This is a genomic window from Flavobacterium sp. 5, assembly GCF_002813295.1.
GTDB lineage: Bacteria > Bacteroidota > Bacteroidia > Flavobacteriales > Flavobacteriaceae > Flavobacterium.
Window position 1 is genome coordinate 874,637 of record NZ_PHUE01000001.1, and the last position, 25,060, is coordinate 899,696.

At 33.0% G+C, this 25,060-nt stretch carries 15 protein-coding genes; 12 read left to right on the plus strand and 3 right to left on the minus strand.

Annotated elements, in window-relative coordinates:
- Positions 1 to 26: 26 nt before the first annotated feature.
- Together CLU82_RS03560 and prfA are read right to left on the minus strand one after the other, a co-directional pair.
- On the minus strand, positions 27 to 2,237 hold the full coding sequence (locus CLU82_RS03560; RefSeq protein WP_100841796.1) for a DUF5723 family protein: 2,211 nt from the start codon (positions 2,235 to 2,237) through the stop codon (positions 27 to 29).
- 125 nt (positions 2,238 to 2,362) lie between these two features.
- Positions 2,363 to 3,439 (minus strand): peptide chain release factor 1, encoded by a 1,077-nt coding sequence (prfA, locus tag CLU82_RS03565; RefSeq protein WP_100841797.1) that lies wholly within the window; start codon positions 3,437 to 3,439, stop codon positions 2,363 to 2,365.
- Between the two features lie 732 nt (positions 3,440 to 4,171).
- On the opposite strand from prfA, the gene CLU82_RS20680 reads away from it, so the two are divergent.
- Positions 4,172 to 4,390: a hypothetical protein gene (locus CLU82_RS20680; RefSeq protein WP_157813317.1), complete on the plus strand. Its 219-nt coding sequence runs from the start codon at positions 4,172 to 4,174 to the stop codon at positions 4,388 to 4,390.
- Positions 4,391 to 4,396: 6 nt separating this feature from the next.
- Here CLU82_RS20680 and CLU82_RS03570 read toward each other — a convergent pair whose 3' ends face one another.
- Positions 4,397 to 6,118, minus strand: coding sequence for a M48 family metallopeptidase (locus CLU82_RS03570; RefSeq protein ID WP_100841798.1), 1,722 nt, complete (start codon positions 6,116 to 6,118; stop codon positions 4,397 to 4,399).
- Between the two features lie 220 nt (positions 6,119 to 6,338).
- Here CLU82_RS03570 and CLU82_RS03575 point away from each other — a divergent pair, with 220 nt between their 5' ends.
- The 11 genes from CLU82_RS03575 (at position 6,339) to CLU82_RS03625 (ending at position 24,896) form a co-directional block, all read left to right on the plus strand.
- Entirely contained in the window at positions 6,339 to 8,630 is a 2,292-nt protein-coding gene (locus tag CLU82_RS03575) for a type IA DNA topoisomerase (protein WP_100841799.1), read from the plus strand.
- A 116-nt stretch (positions 8,631 to 8,746) separates the two neighbouring features.
- Positions 8,747 to 9,226, plus strand: coding sequence for a DUF6265 family protein (locus CLU82_RS03580; protein ID WP_100841800.1), 480 nt, complete (start codon positions 8,747 to 8,749; stop codon positions 9,224 to 9,226).
- A gap of 183 nt (positions 9,227 to 9,409) precedes the next feature.
- Positions 9,410 to 11,542, plus strand: a complete 2,133-nt coding sequence (locus tag CLU82_RS03585) for a TonB-dependent siderophore receptor (protein ID WP_100841801.1) — start codon at positions 9,410 to 9,412, stop codon at positions 11,540 to 11,542.
- Positions 11,543 to 11,614: 72 nt separating this feature from the next.
- Positions 11,615 to 12,799: a PepSY domain-containing protein gene (locus tag CLU82_RS03590; RefSeq protein WP_100841802.1), complete on the plus strand. Its 1,185-nt coding sequence runs from the start codon at positions 11,615 to 11,617 to the stop codon at positions 12,797 to 12,799.
- Positions 12,800 to 13,300: 501 nt separating this feature from the next.
- A complete protein-coding gene (locus CLU82_RS03595; protein ID WP_100841803.1) occupies positions 13,301 to 15,784 on the plus strand; it encodes a TonB-dependent siderophore receptor in 2,484 nt (827 codons plus the stop codon).
- A gap of 28 nt (positions 15,785 to 15,812) precedes the next feature.
- Positions 15,813 to 16,526, plus strand: coding sequence for a hypothetical protein (locus CLU82_RS03600; RefSeq protein WP_100841804.1), 714 nt, complete (start codon positions 15,813 to 15,815; stop codon positions 16,524 to 16,526).
- Between the two features lie 336 nt (positions 16,527 to 16,862).
- Entirely contained in the window at positions 16,863 to 18,374 is a 1,512-nt protein-coding gene (locus tag CLU82_RS03605) for an ankyrin repeat domain-containing protein (protein ID WP_100841805.1), read from the plus strand.
- A gap of 4 nt (positions 18,375 to 18,378) precedes the next feature.
- A complete protein-coding gene (locus CLU82_RS03610; RefSeq protein WP_100841806.1) occupies positions 18,379 to 18,861 on the plus strand; it encodes a DUF2271 domain-containing protein in 483 nt (160 codons plus the stop codon).
- Positions 18,862 to 18,947: 86 nt separating this feature from the next.
- Positions 18,948 to 21,134: a PepSY domain-containing protein gene (locus CLU82_RS03615; protein ID WP_100841807.1), complete on the plus strand. Its 2,187-nt coding sequence runs from the start codon at positions 18,948 to 18,950 to the stop codon at positions 21,132 to 21,134.
- A 36-nt stretch (positions 21,135 to 21,170) separates the two neighbouring features.
- Positions 21,171 to 22,175, plus strand: a complete 1,005-nt coding sequence (locus CLU82_RS03620; RefSeq protein WP_100841808.1) for an FAD:protein FMN transferase — start codon at positions 21,171 to 21,173, stop codon at positions 22,173 to 22,175.
- 375 nt (positions 22,176 to 22,550) lie between these two features.
- Positions 22,551 to 24,896, plus strand: coding sequence for a TonB-dependent siderophore receptor (locus tag CLU82_RS03625; RefSeq protein WP_100841809.1), 2,346 nt, complete (start codon positions 22,551 to 22,553; stop codon positions 24,894 to 24,896).
- Positions 24,897 to 25,060: the final 164 nt, after the last annotated feature.

A 25,060-nucleotide genomic window follows, 5' to 3' on the forward strand; every position in this document is an offset into this window, starting at 1 on the left:
CATTTTTTAGTATATAAAAAACAATATTATAATTTTCCTTCGTAAACAGTTCCAACATGAATAACTTCTGTTCTTCTGTTTTGAGCTCTACCGGCAGCTGTTTTATTACTAGCAACTGGTTTTGTAGATCCAAATCCTTTATACGCTAAATTTTCAGGATTAACACCTTTAGCAATTAAGGCATCCATTACTACTTTAGCTCTCGCTTCAGAAAGTTTTTGATTTGCTTTTGGATTTCCTACGTTATCAGTATGACCTTCGATAGAAAATTTAGCATTTGGGTAATTTTTGATAATTTCTTTAATAGCGTCCAATCTTCCATCAGTTTGACCTTTATCAGCACTTTGTAAAACTGCTTTTCCTGTTACAAAGAAAACAGCTCTCGCCTGAACTTTAAGTTCTTTTAATGCTTCAGCAGTTACTTCAGGACAACCTTTATTACTTGCCGGACCAGGAACAGTAGGACAAGCATCTTCTTTATCCGTTACACCGTCTTTATCTGCATCAAGTTCAGGACAACCAGCATTGGCAACCAATCCTTTTTCATTAGGACATTTATCATCTTTATCAAGTACTGAATCTCCATCAGTATCTGGCCATGGACAACCTTTGTTTTCAACAGGGCCAGCAATAGTAGCACAAGCATCAACATTATCTAGAACAGTATCTTTATCAGCATCTCCCCAAGGGCATCCTTTATTTTCAACTGGTCCTGCAACAGTAGGACAAGCGTCATCTTTATCTACAACAGAATCAGAATCAGTGTCTGGCCAAGGGCAACCCTTGTTTTCAACAGGACCTTCAACAGTAGGACACTTATCATCTCTATCCAAAACCTCATCTCTATCTGTATCTTTAAATTTCTTTTCATATACTGGAACTTTGAAACCAAAATATACATCTGCACCTCTTGATTCTTTAGAAAATGCATTTGTAAGCAATGAACTCGAACCAACAAATAGTGGCCCAAAACGCAATCCTGTTCCTACTTGCATTCCACTATATTCCATATAATTTATTGGTAACGAAAAAGTAAACCATCTTGTTTCATAACGAGGAGTCAACATCCATGTATTTTGTGAATGTGTTTTATTTAAAGATTGTTTATCTACTAAACTTAGATTTCCAGTCATATTTAAATAAAACTTCTTGTACATATTCCAATCAGCATCTACATGTAACATGGTAGGCAAATTGGTTTTAGAATCTTTATAAGTAGTAACTGGAGCACCATAATGTTCTTCTAAAAAATCTCCTAAATTATCAAAATCAGAATCCTTAATATCCTGTGCCGAAACTGCACCATTAACATTATATACATCATATCTCATGTTCTTGTAATTGATATAACCAATATCTGTAACAGACACACCAAAACGCAATTTGTATTTATTCAAATCTCTAAAATTATTATCACTCGCTTTAGCTCTGCTCAAATCATAAGATTCATAATCTGGTCTCCACTCATATACCAAACCTAAGTCTGCTCCAATTCCTTTGGAATCAGGATTGAATTTCACATCCTCATTCCCTACAATAAAATCTGGTGTACTTCCTATAGTTATTGTCCCTGTTGTTACTAAAGGACTTGTTACAGGATCACCACTTTGAAAAAAACCAGCCGAAACATTATCTCCATCAACAAAAGAATTAACACCACCTATTAAATATTTAGCTGTTAAACCTCCTTTAAGGAAATGTTGTTTACTTTGCCACAAAACGGCAGCATACGAAGCTCCTATTTCACCCCATGAATGTCCAACGGCTTGTGGATTTCCTAAATCAATTGGAGCAAAACTATCCGCACCATCAAAACCGTCTGAAAATCGGTTAATTAATTCTCCATTTATATTATCCACGTTTACAATTGCTCTCGCTCTTGTATAAATAGCAATAGTGTGTTTTGGAGCTATATTAAACATAAATGAAGGCCCCATAATATCCGAATAGATGATTCCACCATTATTTTTGGTAGGAGTCTTGACACCGTCCTTGTCAAAATCATAAGAACTACTTGTCAAATCAAACAAACTGGCACCGTAGTAATCATTGTTTAATGAACTACTTGTAGAAAATATATTAATATCTGTTTTGAAACGAGAATCTGCAATCGAAGCTGGATTAAAAATAACTCCCTGAATTCCAGCATAGTTATCTGGAATATACCCCATATAGGATTGAGCATTTGCTTTTGCAGCTAAAACTAAAAATATCAAAAGAAGTATTTTTTTGTTCATAAACATTGATTTTAAATTTAAGATAAAATATTGGCTTTTATTTTTTAAGACAAAATTAACAAAAAAAAGCACTTAACAAAGACTAATCTTTAATTAAGTGCTACTCCTTTTTGGGTATTTTTTATTTAGAAAACCTCACTAGCTTCTTTTAGCTTCTCCATGTTGTTAACTAACGCTAACTCATCTACAATTTTCTGAATATCACCATTCATGATATTTCCTAAATCATATAGAGTCAAACCAACACGGTGATCAGTAACACGTCCTTGAGCATAATTGTAAGTACGAATCTTAGCAGAACGGTCACCCGAACTTACTTGTGATGTACGTTTTGTAGCATCTTCGGCTTGTTTTTTGGCCAATTCCTGTTCGTACAAACGGGAACGTAAAACACCGAATGCTTTATCTTTATTTTTATGTTGTGATTTCTGATCTTGACATTGCGCTACCAATCCTGTTGGAATATGCGTCAAACGTACTGCCGATTTCGTAGTATTTACCGATTGTCCTCCAGGCCCTGACGAACAGAAGAAATCCACACGAACATCATTCATATCAATTTGAACATCAAATTCCTCTGCTTCTGGAAGCACCATAACTGTCGCTGCCGATGTATGCACACGCCCTTGAGTTTCTGTTTGAGGCACACGTTGTACACGGTGTACACCCGCTTCAAACTTCAAAGTTCCGTAAACATCTTCTCCTGTAACTTCAAAAATAACCTCTTTGAAACCACCAGAAGTCCCTTCGTTCATATCCACAACCGAAGTTCTCCAGCCTTGACCTTCACAATATTTAGTATACATTCTGAATAAATCTCCTGCAAAAATACTTGCTTCATCTCCACCCGTACCTGCACGAATCTCTACCATCACGTTTTTAGCATCTTCTGGATCTTTTGGAATCAACATGAATTTGATTTCATCCTCTAATACTGGAAGACGTTCTTTGGCTTCATCCAATTGCATTTTTGCCATTTCCGTCATATCGGCATCACTACCGTCAGCAATAATTTCGTTGGCTTCCTCTATATTAGCCAAAACCAAAATATATTCTTCACGCTTCTCTACCAAGTTTTTAATACTCTTGTATTCTTGGTTCAGAAGCACATATCTTTTTTGATCTGCGATTACATCCGGTTGAATAATCAAATCCGAAATCTCGTCAAAACGCTGTTTTACATATTGAAGTCTATCTAACATCTGTATATTTCTTTATTTCTTCTCTATTTATTTATCAAAAGACAAACGAATCTTTAAAACGATTTTTTTTATTCAAAAATTATTCCTTTGATTCGGAGTGCAAAAGTACGACATTTTTGTTGAAAGTTTCAAATTTGGGGTTTCAAGTTTTTTTGGAGCTGTTTCCTGCTATCCGCTGTATCTTTTTATTCGCAAAAAAGCGAATAAAAAGGATGTCGCTTCTATCAGGGCTAGGGGATTTTCGTTTCGAAAGAAAACTAGTGCTAATTTTTAGCAAAATTATTATTTTAAAAGAAGTTAGTTTAGAAGAATATCTAAAACTAAGATTCATTACATCAGTATTTTCGGCATTAATATATATATTTGAAAGCAACTAAATTCTGATATTTATCAATATAAATCAGGATGTATATGTACTGAATTACTCAGACAAAAAAAAACAGTTACCCCGCTCTACGAAGTCTCCCGACTTCGTCACACAAGCCAAACAAACAATACAAATCCACAATCAAAGTCATTGCGAGGAACGAAGCAACCACACTATCAAAAGCAAATCCAACAAATCATTGGAACGGATATAGCAAATGAGATTGCTTCGTTCCTCGCAATGACAAATACACCCTCGCTAACGATAGCTTGCCGCTCTTGAACAAAATTTAAATCCTAATTATAATTAAAACTATCTCGCAAAAACCCATCCGAAGAAGACAATAACTTCTCCTAAGCTTATAATTGAGAGTCAGAAGATGGTTTGAGGCTGTCCGAAGACCATTTGATGCGTTCCGAAGCTCGTTTGAAGGAGTCCGAAGCATGTATCAGGCTGTCCGAAGACCATTTGATGCATTCCGAAGCTCGTTTGAAGGAGTCCGAAGTATGCAACAGGCAGTCCGAAGTTCGTATCAGGGCATTATTTTTTCTTCGGAAGCCTTATTTTATTTAACAATCATATAAAAGTATCTACTTAATCCTAGAAGTAGTAATTTTTACATCAGCATACGCCCAACTTTTTGCAATCAAAGCAGCTGTTTCTTTTGCTTTAGCTTGATTATTCTGTTTTTCATACGCTAATTTCAATCCTTGTTGTGCCCAACCATTATTCGGAAACTTTTTCAAGTCCTCTTGGTAGGTTTTTATGGCATCATTGTATTTTCCTGCTTCAATCTGAACAGCACCTAAATGATGTCGTACAGAGAAAAACCAATCTGGTGGTTCGTTATAATTCAACTTATCTTCTATAGCTATTGCTTCTTTAAGCAAAGAAATACTTTGGGCAAAGTTTTCTTCTGAAGCTAAAATTTCGCCCTTCAATACTTTACTGCCGATGTGCAAAATATTATCTACCGAATTGATGTTCCAAATAGTTATTTTTTTCATGTTTGGATCATTAGCAATAATTTCAAGCGCAGCTAATTCTGTTTTTGCTCTTGTGATGTCTTTTTTACCTAAATAGGCCATTCCTTTAGCATAATGAGCTACTCCAACAGGATATTTTATGGTATCTGACACTAATTTCATTTTTAAAATAGCATCCCATTTACCAAATTTAATAGCAACAAAATAAGGGATAACATAATAATGCTGAAGACCTTCCCAGCCAGGCGTTATCATTGTTTTTGGATGCACCAATTTCGAAGTTTCATTTGCAGCGAGTATTGCCCATTTATAATTCCCTTCCAAAGTGGCACAAGCGGCCATAAAATGATAGTTATGCGGGTAATACCCTAGCGGATATGCACCTTGCGCGTGACACATCGTTACATAAGTACTATCTTTTTTGACTGCATTACTATTCGCTACTGTTCCTTTATGATATTCGCCTGTTCTAATATAAATATGGGAAGACATATGAACCAAATGTCCTGAATTTGGAGCCAGCCCTTTATCAAAAAGGTCAGCCGAAGCATTTCCTCTCTGTGGAGTATTTGAAGCTTCTACTGCATGAATATAAAAATGATTGGCACCAATATGTTTTGGCTCTCGCTTTAATACATTTTCTAAGATTGACTCAATTTCAGGAGTCCATTTTTTTGCAACTCCATTTTTATCATATAAATCCCAAGGATGCAAATTCATAATAGATTCAGCATACAGTGTTGCAATAGTAGTATCATCAGGGAATTTTTCAGCAACCCCCTTCATCGCTTTTGAATACGCAATATCTAATGAATGTCTGTCTTCAACTGGTTTTTCGACATATCTTTTTGATAGTGCGTCAATCAACGCTTTTTCCTTAGCTGAAGCATTTCCAGATAATTTAATGGCTTGCTGAATAGCTTTATAGGCTCTTTGATAATTATCACTATCCATTCCTGCATTGTAATTGGGTCCCAAAACATAGGCATAACCCCAAAAACACATGGCAGATTGAGAATCTAATTTTGTGGCATAATAGAAAGAACGAGCTGCTTCGGCATGATTAAAACCGAAAGCAAAAGCCAATCCTTGATTAAAATATTTTTGAGCTTCTGGATTTTTTGTACGTATCGGATAATCAATAATGTCCATACCTTTAAAAAGAGGTGCTTTAGTATCTGTTTCAAACCATTTAGTATCTGTAGTTGCTGGAGCACAGCTGTAACTGCTTTTTCCGACTAATACTTTCTTTTTCGGTTCAGGTTCTTTTTTACAAGAGACCAATACAACACAAACAATTACGATTAATTTTAAGATCTTGTACATGAGTATCTATTTTTAGTACATCAAATTTAACAATTATCATAAAACATTAAAAATAAAACAGTTATGATTTTATCATCCCTTTTTAGAATTTAAACTTGGTATAACAAATGAAATATCGCTTATTCATCGCCATGACTAACTTTTGTAGAACTCTATTAAATTTCATTTCAATACCAATTTCTAAATTCCTAATTTGCGCCTTCAAATTAGAAGGAAAAAAATGAAGGTCTGTATTGCCGAAAAACCAAGTGTAGCACGTGAAATCGCATCCGTTTTGGGTGCCAATACCAAACATGATGGCTATTTTGAAGGCAACGGTTATGCAGTAACCTATACCTTTGGGCATTTATGTACCTTAAAAGAACCCAATGATTACAAACCCAATTGGAAAAGTTGGGACTTGAATAATCTACCGATGCTTCCCGAAAAATTTGAAATCAAGGTGGTGCAGAATTCAGGTATTCAAAAACAATTTAGAATTATAAAAAGTCTGTTTGACAAAGCCGAGTTGGTCATCAACTGCGGGGATGCTGGTCAAGAAGGAGAACTCATTCAGCGATGGGTTATGAATGAAGCCCAATATAAAGGCGAAGTGCAACGCTTATGGATATCCTCCTTAACCACCGAAGCCATAAAAGAAGGTTTTCAAAACCTAAAACCATCAGCCAACTACGATAATTTATTCTACGCGGGTTTTTCTAGAGCTATTGGAGACTGGTTACTCGGTATGAATGCCACCCGTTTGTACACTGTAAAACACGGAGGATACAAACAAGTGTTGTCTATTGGAAGGGTTCAAACCCCTACTCTAGCAATGGTTGTGGATCGCTTTAAAGAAATTGAGAATTTCAAACCTCAACCGTATTGGGAGTTGCAGACTTTATATAGAGAAACACTTTTTAGTTATGAAGAAGGTCGCTTTTTGAATAAAGAAGACGGGGAAATTTTAGCCAATAAAGTCAAAGAAAGTGAATTTGAAATTGTTTCTGTCGAAAAAAAGAACGGCAACGAGTTTGCTCCTAAACTATTTGACTTAACCGGTTTACAAGTATATTGCAATACAAAATTTGGTTTTTCGGCAGATGAAACGCTTAAAATTGTTCAGACTTTGTACGAGCAAAAAGTAGTTACTTATCCGAGAGTTGATACTACGTTTTTACCAAATGATATTTATCCAAAAGTTCCGGGCATTCTAAAAAACTTGACTAATTACGCCACGTTGACGCAACCCCTTTTGGAAAAGAAGATTAAAAAATCTCCGAAGGTTTTCAATGATAAAAAAGTAACAGATCACCATGCTATTATTCCAACAGGGATACAAAGCAATTTACAATACAATCAGCAACAAGTATATGACATTATTGTAAAGCGTTTTATTGCTGTGTTTTATGACGATTGTTTGGTGGCTAATACTACAGTAGTTGGAAAAGCAGCCGATGTATTATTCAAAACCACAGGAAAAGAAATCTTAAAAAAAGGATTTCGAGTGGTATTTGAAGACCCAAATGCAAAAGAAAAAGAAGCCGATATATTACCCAGTTTTATTGTAGGCGAAAAAGGACCACATGAACCTTCGTTTTTAGAAAAAGAAACGAAACCACCCAATCAATTTACGGAAGCAACTTTACTGCGTGCCATGGAAACCGCAGGTAAACAGATTGACGATGAAGATTTACGCGAATTGATGAAAGAAAATGGTATCGGGCGTCCATCTACGCGAGCCAATATTATAGAAACTCTGTTTAGGCGCCAATATATCGTTCGAAACAAAAAACAGGTTTTGCCAACACCAACAGGTATTCAACTGATTGATACCATTCAAAATGAATTGATAAAATCAGCTGAACTTACGGGCTCTTGGGAAAAGCAGTTGAAAGATATTGAAAAAGGAACCTTTACAGCTGGAGCATTTATCAAGAACATGAAACAGATGGTTGAAGCCTTGGTCTATGAAGTCCGAAGCGAAACCAGACGAGCTAATATTTCGCATGAAGGAAGTATACAAAAACAAGAAGCTGTCGTTGAGAAAAAGAAAGCGGCAGGAATTTTGGCTGAAGTATGTCCGAAATGTAAAAAAGGAAATCTTATAAAAGGAAAATCCGCTTATGGATGCAGTGAATATAAAGCGGACTGTACTTTTGTATTACCTTATACTTTTGCCGATAAAAAAATATCCGAAAACCAATACCAAAGATTACTTCAAAAAGGATCGACTGTAAATATAAAAGGCTTTAAAACTGATACTGGTGCCTTAGAAGGTTTGCTTCGTTTTGATGAAAATTTCAAACTTGTATTAGAAGCTAAAAAAACTACTTCAAAAACAGCTCCCGATGAATTAACTTGTCCCAAATGTAAAAAAGGAATAATCATGAAAGGAAAAACTGCTTATGGTTGTGGGGATTATAAATTGGGTTGTGATTTTAAAGTAACTTTTGATGTGGTTCGAGCGAAACTAAAAGATCAGAAACCAACCAAAGAATTGGTACATTCTATTTTGAAGGAGAGTATTTAGCTTTTTGCCACAGATAAAAATGATTTACACAATTTTTTTTGCCTCTGATTTCAGGAGTTTCTACTAATTATTTTTCATAATTTAGCGTTTCAAAATAATTTTTAATAACAGCATATATGTTTCAAAAAACAACTCTTATACTGATTTTGTTAGCCATTGTTTCCTGTAAAAATACTGAAGCTACCGAAAAAGACAAAATAAAAACAGCTAATTGGTTACTAGGAAAATGGGACACCAAAATTGACGATGGTAATCTTTCTGAAAACTGGAAACAAATTAATGACAGTACTTTTCAAGGAGAATCTTTTTTTATCAAAGGCAAAGACACTTTACATTATGAGTCTATAGTATTACAACAAAAAGGGGAAGAACTTTTTTATAATGCCAAAGTAAAAGGACAAAATGAAGACAAAGCAGTTCCTTTTAAACTGACTTTAGGAAATGAAAAACAATTGGTTTTTGAAAACCCAAAACACGATTATCCTCAAAAAATAATTTACTCTTTAATCAAAAAGGATAGTTTGACTGCAACCATTTCTGGAGTTCAACTTGGCAAAACCAGCTCGGAAAAGTTTGGCATGAAAAATTCCGAATAACAAAATAACAATTTTCATCTTACAAAAAAAGCATTGCTCAATATAGGCAATGCTTTTTTTGTTGCTATAAATGTCTGACTCACAATTGTTAAAATATTTTATTTTTATTTAATCTAAATAAGCTTTGCTGATATAGAATTACTGTTTACATTTGCGGCGTTATTTTTAATAAATCTAAATAAAATGAAGAACGTAATTTTACTATCCTCAGTTATCTTGTTATCGGTAGCTAGTTTTGCACAAGAAATAAAAAAAGATACAGTTAGTAACTTAAAAGAAGTACAAGTCACTAACAAGTACAAATACAAAAGAGAAAAAAGTACCACCGTATCCAAAATGCCACTTAAGGATATTGAAAACCCACAAGTTTATAATACAGTAACAAGTGAATTATTAAAAGAACAAGTTGTTACTAATTTAAATGACGCCCTTAAAAACGCAACAGGTATAACACGTCTTTGGGAATCTACAGGTCGTGGAACTGATGGAGCTGAATATTTTAGTATGAGAGGTTTCGCTGTTCAACCAACAATGACGAATGGTTTACCTGCTGTTGCAAACACTACAATTGATCCAATTAATGTTGATAATATTGAAGTTATTAAAGGACCTTCTGGAACATTATTCGGTAGTAGCTTAATTTCTTACGGAGGTCTAATCAATATTGTAACTAAAAAACCATATAATTTTTTTGGTGGAGAAATAGGATATACTTCTGGAACTTATGGGATGGACAGAGTTACTGCAGATATTAATATCCCACTAAACAAAGATGTTTCTATCCGAATGAATTCAGCTTACCAAAATGAAAACTCATTCCAAGATTCAGGTTTTTCAAAATCATTTTTCTTTGCTCCTTCAATAAGCTATAAAGTAAATGACAAATTATCATTTTTAGTAAATACAGAATTTACAAGTAGAAACTCAGCGATTGCTCCAATGGTTTTCTTGAGCAGATACACTCCTCTAACTTTTCACTCAATGGATTTGTTTGAACAAAATTACAAAAAATCATATAATTCAAATGATTTGGTAATGAGCAACCCTTCTTTCAATATGCAAACACAGATGTTTTATAAAATATCTGAACAATGGACCTCTCAAACAGTTTTATCAAGAAGTAATACCAAGTCTTTTGGTTACTACTCATACCTTTATGATTCAGGAAATGGTGACGAATTTACAAGATCTATTAATAAAGCAAACGGTCAAACGAATACAACGGACATTCAACAAAACTTTATTGGTGATTTTAAAATTGCTGGTTTAAGAAACCGATTAGTAGTAGGTGTAGATTATTATAATTCAAACATCCAAAGCGGAAGTTCTGGATGGGCAGCTAATGGAGTCATTTCATTAGTAAATCAAAGCGATACAGGAGATTTAACTCAAGCTGGAGTAGATGATTTATTGAAAGGGACATTTACAGGAAATACAACAGCCAAAACTCAAGTTCTTAGTACATATGTATCAGATGTTTTTAACATTACAGATCGCCTTTCGGCAATGGCAAGTTTAAGAATTGATAATTTTAAATCTACTGACGCTGATGAATCACATGATCAAACTGCATTGTCTCCAAAATTTGGTATAGTATACCAGATAATAGAAGATAAAGTTTCTGTATTTGGTAACTACATGAATGGTTTTACTAATGTATTACCAAAACAAGTTCAAATTGGTACTACTACCAGTACAAAATCTTTCGATCCAGAGCATGCAAATCAATTTGAATTTGGATTAAAAACTAACTTATACAAAGACATCGTTTCTGCAACAATCAGTTATTATGATATTGATGTAAAAGATAAAGTAATAACAGATCCTGTTACCTTTACTAATTATATCCAAGGAGGATCAGTATATAGCAAAGGTATTGAAGTAAGTCTTACTGCTAACCCAACTAAAGGTTTAAACTTAATTGCAGGTTTTAGTAACAATAAAAGCAAAACAACAAATGAAGTTTTTGCAGGTTCAGGTTATTTAGACATGAGACCAGAAGAGGCAGGTCCAGAAACTTTAGTTAACTTTTGGGCTAACTATGCTTTCCAAGAAGGTAACTTAAAAGGATTTGCATTAGGATTTGGAGGAAACTATGCTAGTGAAAACAAAACATTAAACCGTTCTACTATTGGTACATTCGCATTACCAAGTTATACAGTATTGAACTCTGTACTTTCATACAATACTAGTAAATTTGGTATCTCTTTAAAAGCGAACAACCTTTTAAATGAAAAATATTATTCAGGATGGTCAACTGTAACACCTCAACGTTTAAGAAGTGTATATGCTGGTCTAACTTACAAGTTTCAATAATTATAGTTAGTTAGTAATCTACTTTTTCACAAAACTCCTCATCTTTTTTTGAGGAGTTTAATCTATTTATAAATGAAGAATAATACTTTAAAAAAGGCAATTGGTAAGATACATTTATGGCTTGGACTGTCATCAGGTATTATTGTTTTTATCATTGCCATTACAGGTTGTCTATATGCTTTTCAAGAAGAAATACAGAATTATACCGAAGAATATCGCTTTGTAGAAAAACAAAACAAACCTTTTCTCTTGCCTTCTCAATTGGAACTCATAGCTAGAAAAGAACTACCTAACAAATCACTGCATGCCATCAAATATAATGGTCCAGAAAAATCAGCAGAAGCAATATTCTACCATTATCAACCTGATTATTATTTTATAGTTTATCTCAATCCTTATACAGGTAAAGTTATTGAGACTATCAACATGGATGAAGGTTTTTTCAGATTTATCTTAGACGGACATTATTATCTTTGGTTGCCACATGAAATTGGACAAATGATTTGTGCATCGGCTACATTAATTTTTCTTATACTCATTCTTTCAGGATTGTATCTATGGTTCCCAAGAAATAAAAATGCAATTAAACAACGGTTTTCATTCAAATGGAAAGCAACAACAAAATGGAAACGTAAAAACTATGACTTACATAATATCACAGGCTTTTATATACTTTCAATTGCGCTTATATTCGCTATTACAGGTTTAGTTTGGGGATTTCAATGGTTTGGCTACTCCTATTACACTGTACTTGGCGGGGAAAAATCACTACTTTATGAGGACCCAGCTTCTATAAAAAGCTCCATTCATCCCATAAAACCATTGGATAAAATTTGGATGCAAATGCAAAAAGAATACCCAAATGCAAAATCCATAGAAGTACATCCACCAGAAAATGATAGTACGTCTATTGCCGCCAATGCCAACCCAGAAGAAGGAACATTTTGGAAAACAGATTACCGTTATTTTGACCAATATTCTTTAAAGGAAATTGAAGTCAAACATTTTTACGGGAAATATAAAAATGCAGTCGTTGCTGATAAAGTAATGCGTATGAATTACGATCTTCATACAGGAGCTGTCTTGGGTTTAGCAGGAAAAATATTTGCTTTTTTAATTAGCTTGCTTATTGCTAGTCTTCCTATATCGGGTTTTTACATTTGGTGGGGACGAAATAGAAAAGAAAAAAGAAAAGTAGCTACCTACACTAATCCTATTGATGATCTCCTTATTGAAGCAGAGAAAGTAGAACTTTAATTTAGTTACTATTTATAATTCTGAAGATGCCTAAACTCATCATCATACATAGAAGGAGAATTTAGTCTCTAAATTTTTAAGAAATTGATTTTGAAACTCTTTATTCAAAATCAATTTCTTTTTTGTTATTTTTTTTTAGATTGTTTGAGCTTCTATTTCAATTTATCTAATTCTGGTATTTATAACCTAAAAAAAAACGATTTAAGTGGTAAATATTCAAATATCAATCTAACTTTTACCAAAACATATCAATTTTTATTTAAAGTAAAATCAGAGCAATTTAAATCTCATTACTTTCTAATTCAATAATTATTGGCAATATTGGGCTAGTTTTCAACCCAGACAAAACACAACACTCTAACATAGAGTTAACTACAAATATTTAACAAAATTATTCATAATTAATCTAAATAATATTTGTTAAAGAAGTATTAATTTATACATTTGTTTTATTTTTATTTATTCTAAATAAAAATACTTTAACTTATATATACTTAAATCATGAATTATTTGAATCCAAGAATAACAAAATTCTTATATGCAATTACCTTGTTCTTACTCTTAACAACAATTGTTTCAGCCCAAAAAAAAACAGGGACCATAAAAGGAACTATAAAAAATAATCAAGGCAAAGCCGCCGAATTTGTAAACGTGGACCTAAAAGAAATAAACAAAGGAGCCGTAACTGACGAAAGTGGGGAGTATAAAATAGAGAACATAAAACAAGGAACATATACCATCATAATCTCGGGAATTGGTATAAAAAAGAAAACACAAACTATCGAAATAAAAGCGGACAAAAGTAACTATTCAATAGATTTTGAAGTAGAGGAAAATATAGGACAACTAGATGAAATAGTTGTTTCAGGATTTAGAGAACGTACTTATAGAAACGAGATGTCTGTTGCTTCATCCAAATCTACTATCCCTTTGAAAGACCTGCCACAATCTGTAGGCTACGTTACAAAAGAACTAATTATAGACAGACAAGCTTTTCGAGTAAACGATGTTTTAAAAAACATTAGTGGGGTCAGTCTTAACAACTTTGAAAACCGCTTTTCAATAAGAGGAATTTCTGGAAATAGTTATCAATTCATAAATGGATTGAGAGTAAGCGGAAGATCTTTCAATTCATTAAATCTAAACAATCTAGAACGGGTTGAAGTAATGAAAGGTCCTGCATCTGCATTATATGGAAATACAGAACCAGGTGGCTCAATTAATAATGTAACTAAAAAAGCATTATCAGTAAATAGAAATTCAGCCAATGTAAGTGTCGGAAGCTTTCAAACAATTCGAGCTACAACTGATTTAACTGGACCATTAAACGAATCCAAAAGCATTTTATATCGTATGAATGTGGCATATCAAAATACTGCTACATTCAGAGATTTACAAGAAAGAGAAGACGTATCAATAGCACCAACCATCTCTTTTGTACCTAGCGAAAAAACACGAATTGATGTCGATTTTGTTTATAGTATCATCAAAGGTAGAACCGAAAGAGGACAGCCAATATATGGCCCTTCTACCGATGGTGCCAGCCGTTTATTTACAACTCCTAATTCGCAAAGTATGTCAAGGGCAAGTGATTATTTAAAAGAAAAAACCTTTTATCTATCGGCAATTATGAATCATCAATTTAACAGCAAACTGTCGTTGAATGTATCTTATTTGAAGTATAAATTCTTTGAAGATATGGTAGAACATAGAGGTGGTAATGCATATGCACTAGACGGAACAGGAAAAGAAATCCCCTCTTTATTATTGCAAAGCACAACAGAACGTATGCGTAATCGTTATGATGATAATCTTACCACATACCTAAATTATGATGTAAACACAGGGAAAATAGAACACAAAATAGTATTAGGTGCCGATTATATTCAAAGCTTAGTACCAGTTGGTGGAACAAATGGTGTAGCATCTGGTTATAGAAATGCTGCCAATACAGCTTCGATAGCTACATATAATCCAGACAAGAAGAATCTGTATTTATTAGATGCTAACGGAAATCCAGTACCTAATGTTCCTTTTTACAATTTAGCAAATCCAGATTATTCTGCAGCCGATACTGATAATTATTTTACAACTAGAACTGCTACGGCTCCTACCAAATATTTCTCGCAAAGTATTTACATACAAGACCAAATGAAATGGAATAGATTACAACTTCTTTTGGGTTTAAGACAAGAATTCTATACAGATTATACAAATTATACAAAAGCTACAGAAGCAACAGTGAAGCAACATGCTCTAATTCCAAGAGTTGGATTAGTTTACAGTATAATTCCTCAAATTAACATTTATGGAACTTATGTAGAAGGTTTTCAGCCACAAAGTGCAGGAACTATTGGTGCTCCAGAAATTTATGGCGGGCCATTTGACCCACTTACTAGTAAAATGGTCGAGTTTGGTGCAAAAAGCGATTGGTTTGATAAAAAATTAGGCGTTAGTATTGCTGCCTACAAAATCAACCAAAATAATATTTTAGTAAATGCCAACGACCCTACAAACACACAATTATTAGAACAAAGAGGTCAAGAAACATCAAAAGGTGTTGAAGTTGATATTACTGGAAATATTTTACCTAATTTATCAATAAATGCAAATTACGCATATAACGATGCGCGCATTACAAAAACAGCAGTTGCAGCTGATGTTGATAGATGGAAAGAAGCAGCACCACATCATCAGGGCGGATTTTGGGCAAAATATACCATTTTGCAAGGAAGTATCAAAGGCTTCGGAATTGGTTTGGGCTCAAATTTTGCTTCAAAACAAAGCACTCGATTAGCTTATTTTATTTTACCAGGTTATACACTTATAGATGCAGCTTTGTATTATCAAGTAAAACAGTTGAAATTTTCTTTAAACCTAAACAACCTTCAAAACAAAGAATATATCGTATCACAAGCCAATGCAAATATGGTTGGTCCTGGCTCACCACGAAACTATATGTTCAATATGGGATATACATTCTAAATTAATTAAAACAATTTAAAACATTAAAATGAAAAATTTTACATCAAAATTACTTCTAGGATTTATTCTATTCACAACAACAATTACAAATGCCCATAATACTTACCTACAAGTAAAAGGTTCTGGCAAGATTAACGACAAAGTAGAAATACAGATATTTAAAGCCGAATATGGTAAAGAAGCTCCCGAAAAAGGAACTAAAATAGATAATTTGAAAGCTATAAAAATCTATTTGATTGATGCCTCTGGAAGCAAAACTGAAATTACAATGACCCAAACTGAAACACATTGGCAAGGTTTCTTTGTGCCAAAAACTACTGGAAACTATCAGATAATTGGAATTAATGATCAAAATGAAGTTAAAGATATGTCCAAAAAACATCTTGGACTTGTGCGTAGTATTTTATATCTTAAAACTAACTATACAGTTAAAACTTCTAAAGCTATAGAGAATACTATTTTTCCTTTGGACATTACTGCTCAAAAGCAAAATACAAATTATTTATTGACTGCCTTTAAAGATAAAAAACAACAAGCCAATTTGGCAATAACTGTAATCAATCCAGATGGTTGGGTACAGACACTAGAATCAAATGAAATAGGTCAAGCTAATTTTACTCCAAACAAAAAAGGATTATATCTCGTAAACTTGGAGTGGATCGATAATACTAAAGGTAATTTTAAAGACAAAGCTTTTGATAATACAATTAACAAAACTGTACTGTCTTTAATTATTGAATAACTAAAAATTGATAAATATTTTAAACTATAATAAAGCTCAGAGTATATTCTGGGCTTTATTTATAATAACAAATTGCATTATAAATTTCTATTTTATATAAAGAATAAGGACACAATTCAAAATAGTCAAAAATTTCAACCCAAATTTTAAACCTTTCTTCATTTTTTTAGTCAAAGAATTTCAGACAACAGTAGTATAAAAAGTTTATTATAAACCATAAATAATGATTGCTATTGTATTAATATTTTTTACATTTGCGTTATTTTTATTTATTCTAAATAGATTTTGATGAAATTAATTATAACCACAATTACCAAATAACTTTTACTCGGTATTATGAACAAAAAACTTCTCATTTCATTTGCATTGGTAACTACATTCTTTGTTAGTGCTCAACAAAAAAATACACTTTTGGAACAGTCATTTTGGAAGACAAATCCAGATGTAACTACTGTCCAAGCTGAAATAGCAAAAGGCAATAATCCATCGGAATCTAATGACAGAGCATTTGATGCTGTAACTTTAGCCATTAATAATGATGCCCCAAACACAACAATAAAATTTTTATTAGAACAAGCTGGAAACCCTGTTACCAAAAACACTCACGACAATCGTCGATACTTACACTGGGCGGCCAGCAAAGGAAATATTGAAATTGTAAATTACCTTATATCAAAAGGAGCAGATATTAATTATGAAGATAGTCTTGGAACAACTGCACTTGTTCTGGCAGCAAGCAGTGGTCAAAAAAACACCGCCGTATATGAAGCTTTTTTCAAAGCGGGATTAGACCCTAAGAAAAAATACAAAGACAATGTTACTTTGCTACTTATGGCGATACCATATGACAAAGATCTTTCGTTAACCAATTATTTTATTTCTAAAGGTTTGTCTTTAAAAGACACCGATAAAGACGGAAATACTCCATTTAATTATGCAACAAAAACAGGGGATTTAAACTTTTTAAAAACATTAGTTGAAAAAGGAGTAAAATACAATGACAACGCCCTTATTATTGCAGCACAAGGGAATCGTCGTGAGTCAAATCCTATCGAAGTGTATCAATATTTAGTAGAAATATTAAAATTGAAACCAACTGTTGTTTCTACTGACGAAGAAACTATACTTCACTTTTTAGTTACAAAACCAAAACAATCTGAAATCATTAATTATTTTATCGCTAAAGGTGTTGATGTCAACAAAGTAGATAAACAAGGAAATACTGTTTTAATGAAAGCGGCATCGGCTAGAGAAAATACCGAAGCATTAGAATTGTTACTCCCTATTGTAAAAAACAGTGCTGCTCTAAATACTAAAGGCGAATCAGCTTTAACAATAGCAGTTCAGTCTGGAACTCCAAAGGCTGTCGAAATTTTATTAAACAATGGAGCTGATGTGAAAATTGTAAACAAAGAAGGTTATAATTTAGGAGTAAATTTGATACAATCCTACCGACCACAAATGAATCGTGGGCCAGAAAGTGGGAATGGTCCTAAACAAGATCCTTTTGCTACAAAAATGAAATTACTACAGGACAAAGGATTAGATTTAGCAGCTCCTCAAAAAGACGGAAGTACATTATATCACTTTGCATTATTGAAAAACGACTTAACTTTGCTAAAAAAATTAGCTGATTTAAAAATCGATGTCAATGCCAAAAACAAAGAAGGATTAACAGCCTTGCACAAAGCTGCAATGGTAGCCAAAGATGATGTTATCTTAAAATATCTAATCTCAATTGGAGCCAAAAACGACATTAAAACCGAATTTGATGAAACGGCTTATGCTTTAGCAAAAGAAAACGAAACCTTAACCCAAAACAACGTGTCTGTTGAATTTTTAAAATAATAAAATGAAGTCAATATTTAAAACCGTTATAGCATTTATGCTATTATGCCTTATTTCTTTTCAAGGAAATGCACAAACCAGCAAATACAAATGCATGCTACAAATGTCTAATTATGTAGGCGAAGGTGCTTATATCGTAGTATCACTTGTTAGTCCTAAAGGCGAATACGAGAAAACGCTTTATGTAATGGGAGATGATAAAAAATGGTACAAAAGTTTGAAAGAATGGCATAAATTTTATTCCAAAAAACCAACCGATATTAGCGCTACAACAGGAGCTTCTGTAACTGGAGGAGATCGTAGTATTACCACTTTTGAAATTGAAGATTCTAAAATCAACAAGGGATACAAATTACGTTTTGAATCTTCAGTTGAAGATCAAAAATATTATACTGCCGATTTAGAACTTCCTTTAACAACAGAAGCAATGGCTGATAAAACAGAAGGAAAAGGATATATTCGCTACGTAAGATTGAATAAAATCTAGATTTTCACTATTTAACATATAAGTCATATAAATTTACTTTTTTCTTATGTGACTTATATGTTAAAACATTTAAACATACATATTGCATGACTCTTTCTTTTTGGCGTTACACACACTTAACCTTGGCGATTTTTTCTGTTACATTTTTAATTGTAGCATCTGTTACAGGTACTATACTCGCTGTAGATGCTGTACAAGAGAAGATACCTACCTACCGAGTAGAAAATTTTAAGGAAATAACTTTACAGGAATCTTTATCAAAACTCCGAAAAATTTATCCTGAAATAACCGAATTAAGTGTAGACCACAATCAATTTGTAACCTTACAAGCGATTGATAAAGAAGGAAACGATATCAATGCCTATATTAATCCTTTGACAGGGAAAATTATTGGCACACCACACAAAAAAAGCGATTTTATTAAATGGATTACTTCTCTACATCGCTCTCTATTTCTTCATGAAGCAGGACGTTTATTTGTTGGAATTAATGCTTTTCTTTTACTCTTAATTGCTATTTCAGGTTTTGCTCTAGTAATTAACAGACAAAAAGGTTTGAGGAAATTCTTTTCAAAAATAATTAAAGAATATTTTGCTCAATATTATCATGTTTTATTTGGCCGATTGGCTTTAATTCCAATTTTGATTATTGCTCTTTCGGGAACCTATTTATCAATGGAACGTTTTCATTTATTTGAAAACAAAAAAGAAGAAAAAACTAAAATAGAATCTAATTCTACAACTGTTGCCAAAAGTAAATTTGATTTTAAAAACACGCTTCTCGCAGATGTTACTAAAATCGAATTCCCTTTTTCTGATGATGCCGAAGACTATTATACCTTTGAATTAAATGACCGAAAAATTGAAGTCGAACAATATTCAAAAGAAATAATTACGGAAGAACGTTTTCCAATTTCAGCTATTTTATCGGAGTTGAGTTTGGATTTACATACTGGCCGTGCCAATGCTTTTTGGGCAATTATTCTCGGATTAGCTTCATTAAATATTCTTTTCTTTATTTATTCAGGTTTTGCGATGACATTAAAACGCAGAGCGAGTCGCATCAAAAACAAATACAAAGCTGATGAAAGTAAATTCATTTTATTAATTGGAAGCGAAAATGGAAGTACGTTGCGTTTTGTCAATTCTATTTTAAAACAATTAAATAATCACGGAGAAAAAGCACATCTTGCCCAACTTAATGATTATACTCATTACCCAAAAGCGGAACATTTATTAATTTTTACATCAACCTATGGTTTGGGGGATGCACCATCTAATGCGGGCAAGTTTATATCGCTTTTGGACAAACACAATCAAACACAAAAAATTAATTATTCGGTAATTGGTTTTGGCTCTACATCATATCCAGATTTTTGTGGTTATGCCAAACAAATTGATATTTTATTAGCCAATCAAAATTGGGCACACCGATTAACAGAATTACAAACTGTAAACGACAAATCGGCTGAAGAATTTGTGAGTTGGGTAAAAATATGGAATAAAAAAACAGACATTGAGCTCGCCACTACTCCATCTTTATATAATCATATTCCAAAAGGTTTAGAAAAACTGATGGTTTTAGAAAAAACAACCGTTTCAGATACTGAAAAAACTTTTTTATTGACTTTACGCACTGGCATGCGCAGTAAATTTACTTCGGGTGATTTACTAGCCATTTATCCTGCTAACGATAATCGAGAACGTTTGTATTCAATTGCCAAAAATAATGGAAATATTCAATTGGCTGTAAAACTACACCCTTCTGGATTGGGTTCAGAATTTTTATACAATACAAAAGTAGGAGACGTTCTCAAAGCTCGAATCATAAATAATCATGCTTTTCATTTTCCTAAAAAAGCCAAAAAAGTAGTCTTTATTTCAAACGGGACCGGTATTGCCCCATTTCTTGGAATGATCGAACAAAACACCAAAAAAGCCGAAATTCATTTGTATAGTGGCTTCCGCCAAAAAACTGAAATCACGTCTTATTATGAAGAATTCGCTTCAAGAATGATTCAGAAACAACGTTTAATCAATTTACATTTAGCTTTTTCTAGAGAACAAGACCATCATTATGTAATGGATTTGATTAAAAGAGATGAAAACTTTTTTGCCGATTTATTAAAAAATGATGGAACAATAATGATTTGTGGAGCACTAAAAATGCAATTTGACGTAGAAAATATTTTGGATGCAATTTGCTTAGAGAAAAATAATACTACGCTTGCTCATTATATAACGAAAGGCCAAATTTTAACGGATTGCTATTAGTACTTATTTTAACAACTTCTAAAGCAGGAAAACAAAATGAATACCAAATCAATAACAACTTTTTTTATAATTATTTTTCAGATTGTCAGCTTAAATAGCAATGCCCAAGTTTTACGTAAAAGAAACACAATGTTGATGGGTGGTCGTTTTGATATTACTATTGTAGCCAAAGATTCGCTTTCAGCAGAACAAAGTATCGATGAAGTTATTGTCGAAATTTCGAGAATAGAATACTTAATTTCGGATTGGAAACCTACAACGCAAATTTCGGAAGTCAATCAAAATGCAGGAATCTGTCCCGTGAAAGTAGATAAAGAAGTCTTTGAATTAACCCAAAGAGCACTTCATTTTTCAGAAATTACCAATGGGGGTTTTGATATTAGTTTTGCCGCTATGGATAGAATTTGGAAATTTGATGGATCGATGACCGAAATGCCTTCGGCGGAAGCTATCAAAAAATCGGTAGAGAAAGTTGGTTATAAAAACATTATTTTGGATAGTATAAACTCGACCATTTTCCTAAAACTGAAAGGGATGAAAATTGGATTTGGTGCTTTGGGAGAAGGTTATGCAACCAACAAATGTAAAGAAATGATGCTTGCCAAAGGAATCGAAGCTGGAATTGTAAACGGCACTGGAGATATGAGTACTTGGGGACAACAACCCAACGGAAAACCATGGAATATTGGCATTACCAATCCGTTTCATCCTGAAAAATTATTAGCTGTAGTTCCACTTTCTGGAGCAGTTACCACTTCAGGTTCCTATGAAAAGTTTGTAGTATTTGGTGGTAAACGTTATTCGCACATCATTAACCCTTCAACTGGCTATCCTGTAACTGGTTTATGCAGTGTAACTGTTTTTGGACCTAATGCAGAAATAGCTAATGGCTTGAGCACTTCCTTGATGGTTTTAGGTAAAACAGCAGGATTATCGTTACTTGAAAAATTCCCTGATTACAGCTGCATTATGATTACTGACGCTGGAAAAGTAGTAAAATCGAAAAACTTCAAAATCAAAAAATTCAAAGCCAAATTGTAACTTTTGAATTAATAATCCCTTTTTAATTTAGTAAAAAAATTACGGCTCTTCCTTATTGATAAAGAAGCCAACTTTCCTTTAGAATGTAAATAAAACTCGATGTAAATTCTTTTTAATTTTATTCTCGAAAATTAACATCAAAATTAGCATCAGCTTCCGCTTCTTAGACACAATTTCAGCAGTTTTTAAGGCTAAAACCTCTAATTTATTTCATATTATTAATAAAATTAAAGATAAACTAGTTTTTAAAATATTGTAAATCAGATAAATACACCTTGTTAAAATATTATTAATATTTATTCTAAATAAACTTTGTGAAACCAAATTGACGACCTATATTTGCAATGTTATTTTTAATTATTCCAAATAAACATCATGAAATATATTTTACTCCCCTTGACATTCTTAGCTCTCAGCTTAAATACTCAAGCTCAAGAAATTGCAAGCAATAGTTCACAATCTAATGATAAAGAACTTTACTATTTTTCTTCGGATACTATAAAATCAGCAAATGATACTGTTAAGAAAAGAAAAGGACAAGAATTAAAAGAAGTTATTGTTACTGGAAATAAACCACAAAAACCTGTTTCTGCATTGCGTTCTGGTTTAAAACCAATGGATATTCCCCAGAGTGTTCAAGTAATTGGTTCAGAAATCATTGAGCAACAACAAGCAATCCGCTTGAGTGATGTAATAAAAAATGCCAACGGTGTCTATGTAGGTTCAGCTCGTGGTGGAGCTCAAGAATCATTATTCTCAAGAGGATATGATATGTCTGCCAACAATATGTTTAAAAACGGTTTCCGTTATAATGCAGGTTCAATTCCTGATGTTGCATCTTTAGAAAGAGTAGAATTTCTTAAAGGTGGTTCTGCTTTATTATTTGGAAACGTCACTCCTGGTGGAATCCTAAATTTGGTAACAAAAACACCAAAATTTACAGAAGGGGGACAATTTACAATGCAAATGGGAAGCTATGCTTTTTACAAACCATCTATTGACATTTATGGTCCATTAAATAAATCTATAGCTTATAGATTCAATGCATCTTACGAAAATTCAGAAAGTTTTAGAGATTATGTAAAAAATGATCGTATATATATAAATCCATCGGTATTGTTCAAAATTTCAGACAAAACTCAGATCATAGCTCAAGGAGATTATCTAAGTGCTGACTGGATTCCTGATTTTGGAACTGGAATCGTAAATAACACTAAAACCATTTTAGACATTCCTCGCAATGTGTATTTTGGAGCCCTTTGGTCAACAGGTAACACTAAATCATCAAGTGCATCGATAGTATTTAATCACGATTTTAATGACAACTGGAAATTAGGTTTCAATTCCTCATATCAATCCTATCAAAGAACTCAAAAATCTACATCACAGCTAAGCACAGTTGAAGCCAATGGAAACTGGAAACGTGGTCTAACCCAATCTGACGCCGCCGAAAATATATTTGGTGATCAATTGAGTTTGCAAGGGACTTTCAATACGGGAAAAATCAAACACCAAATTTTTACAGGTATGGATTATGAAAGTTCAACTGCACCAAGCTATACTTTTGGTTTTTATGATCCAGCAAAACCTGCAGATCTTATAACAACAGAAGCTACACCAATAAACCTTTTTAACTACGATTATAGTACGCAAAGTCTAAATGTACCATATCCAACTAGAATAACACAACTAGCTACTACTGATACCCAAAGATTTGGAATTTATGCACAGGATTTACTTTCGATTAACAAGTATGTAAAGGTTCTGGCAGGACTGCGTTGGTCATGGCAAGAAAGTGACGTTACTACAACAAAAGAAGAAATAAAAAAAATCGATAATATAAATACCATTACAACGACTTATGAAAATGCAATTCCTACAACAGGAGGTAAATCTATAAACAGTGCTTTTTCTCCAAAAATAGGATTGGTAATTCAGCCTAATAAAGAATTGTCTTTATTTGCGAGCTACTCAAACTCATTTACTCCAAATACAGGAACAACAGTAAATTTAGAAACATTAGACCCTTCTATAATAGACCAATACGAAGTAGGTATCAAAAAAGATTTCTGGAAAGGCCTTTTGAGCACCAATATAACTGTATATCAAATATCTAATAATAATTTAGCACAAACAGCTCAATATCTAGCTGATGGTGTGACCCAAAACGTAACTACTACTATAAAAGAATTAGTAGGAGCAACAAAAGGAAAAGGAATAGAAATAGACATTACTGCTAGACCTATTACAGGTTTAAATATTAATGCTGGATATAGCTTTAATGAAACCAAAGTTTCTGAGTCTTCTGGTACAAATGGTAGCTTAGTTGTAGGAGACGTTCTAGCAAGAACACCTAAAAACACAGCCAATTTAAGCTTCTTCTACACTTTGCCTAGCGGTGTATTAAAAGGACTTTCTTTTGGAGCTATCGGAAATTATATTGGAAATCGTACTGGAGGATGGAATGATGACTATTTATGGACAGAAAAAACACCTGCAACCAATCCAAAAACATATACTGTAACTATCAGAGATCGTGATATTCCATTAGAGGGATACACAACTGTTGATGCGTCTGTTGGTTATGATTGGAAAAAAATATCAATCTTATGTAAATTATCAAATATTACAAATGAATTGAATTATACTGTACATGAAAATTATAGTGTAAACCCAATTGCACCTCGTCAGGTACTAGTAAGTTTGAAATACAAATTATAAAATATCTCAAGTTAGTTTTATTTTTTTTCAAAAGCTTTTTCGATCACTTTCATCTGTTTGAAACACCGAAAAAGTTTTTGTTTTAAGAACATGAACCATTTTAGAAAAAATACCCGAAGACTTTTAAAACCTCATTTAGCAATAGATGAGGTTTTTTGTTTTTA

Excerpts from the sequence above, each read along its gene's own strand:
- CLU82_RS03560 (WP_100841796.1), bottom strand. The coding sequence starts at position 2,237 with ATGAACAAAAAAATACTTCTTTTGATATTTTTAGTTTTAGCTGCAAAA.
- prfA (WP_100841797.1), bottom strand. The coding sequence starts at position 3,439 with ATGTTAGATAGACTTCAATATGTAAAACAGCGTTTTGACGAGATTTCG.
- CLU82_RS03570 (WP_100841798.1), bottom strand. The coding sequence starts at position 6,118 with ATGTACAAGATCTTAAAATTAATCGTAATTGTTTGTGTTGTATTGGTC.
- CLU82_RS03575 (WP_100841799.1), top strand. The coding sequence starts at position 6,339 with ATGAAGGTCTGTATTGCCGAAAAACCAAGTGTAGCACGTGAAATCGCA.
- CLU82_RS03580 (WP_100841800.1), top strand. The coding sequence starts at position 8,747 with ATGTTTCAAAAAACAACTCTTATACTGATTTTGTTAGCCATTGTTTCC.
- CLU82_RS03585 (WP_100841801.1), top strand. The coding sequence starts at position 9,410 with ATGAAGAACGTAATTTTACTATCCTCAGTTATCTTGTTATCGGTAGCT.
- CLU82_RS03590 (WP_100841802.1), top strand. The coding sequence starts at position 11,615 with ATGAAGAATAATACTTTAAAAAAGGCAATTGGTAAGATACATTTATGG.
- CLU82_RS03595 (WP_100841803.1), top strand. The coding sequence starts at position 13,301 with ATGAATTATTTGAATCCAAGAATAACAAAATTCTTATATGCAATTACC.
- CLU82_RS03600 (WP_100841804.1), top strand. The coding sequence starts at position 15,813 with ATGAAAAATTTTACATCAAAATTACTTCTAGGATTTATTCTATTCACA.
- CLU82_RS03605 (WP_100841805.1), top strand. The coding sequence starts at position 16,863 with ATGAACAAAAAACTTCTCATTTCATTTGCATTGGTAACTACATTCTTT.
- CLU82_RS03610 (WP_100841806.1), top strand. The coding sequence starts at position 18,379 with ATGAAGTCAATATTTAAAACCGTTATAGCATTTATGCTATTATGCCTT.
- CLU82_RS03615 (WP_100841807.1), top strand. The coding sequence starts at position 18,948 with ATGACTCTTTCTTTTTGGCGTTACACACACTTAACCTTGGCGATTTTT.
- CLU82_RS03620 (WP_100841808.1), top strand. The coding sequence starts at position 21,171 with ATGAATACCAAATCAATAACAACTTTTTTTATAATTATTTTTCAGATT.
- CLU82_RS03625 (WP_100841809.1), top strand. The coding sequence starts at position 22,551 with ATGAAATATATTTTACTCCCCTTGACATTCTTAGCTCTCAGCTTAAAT.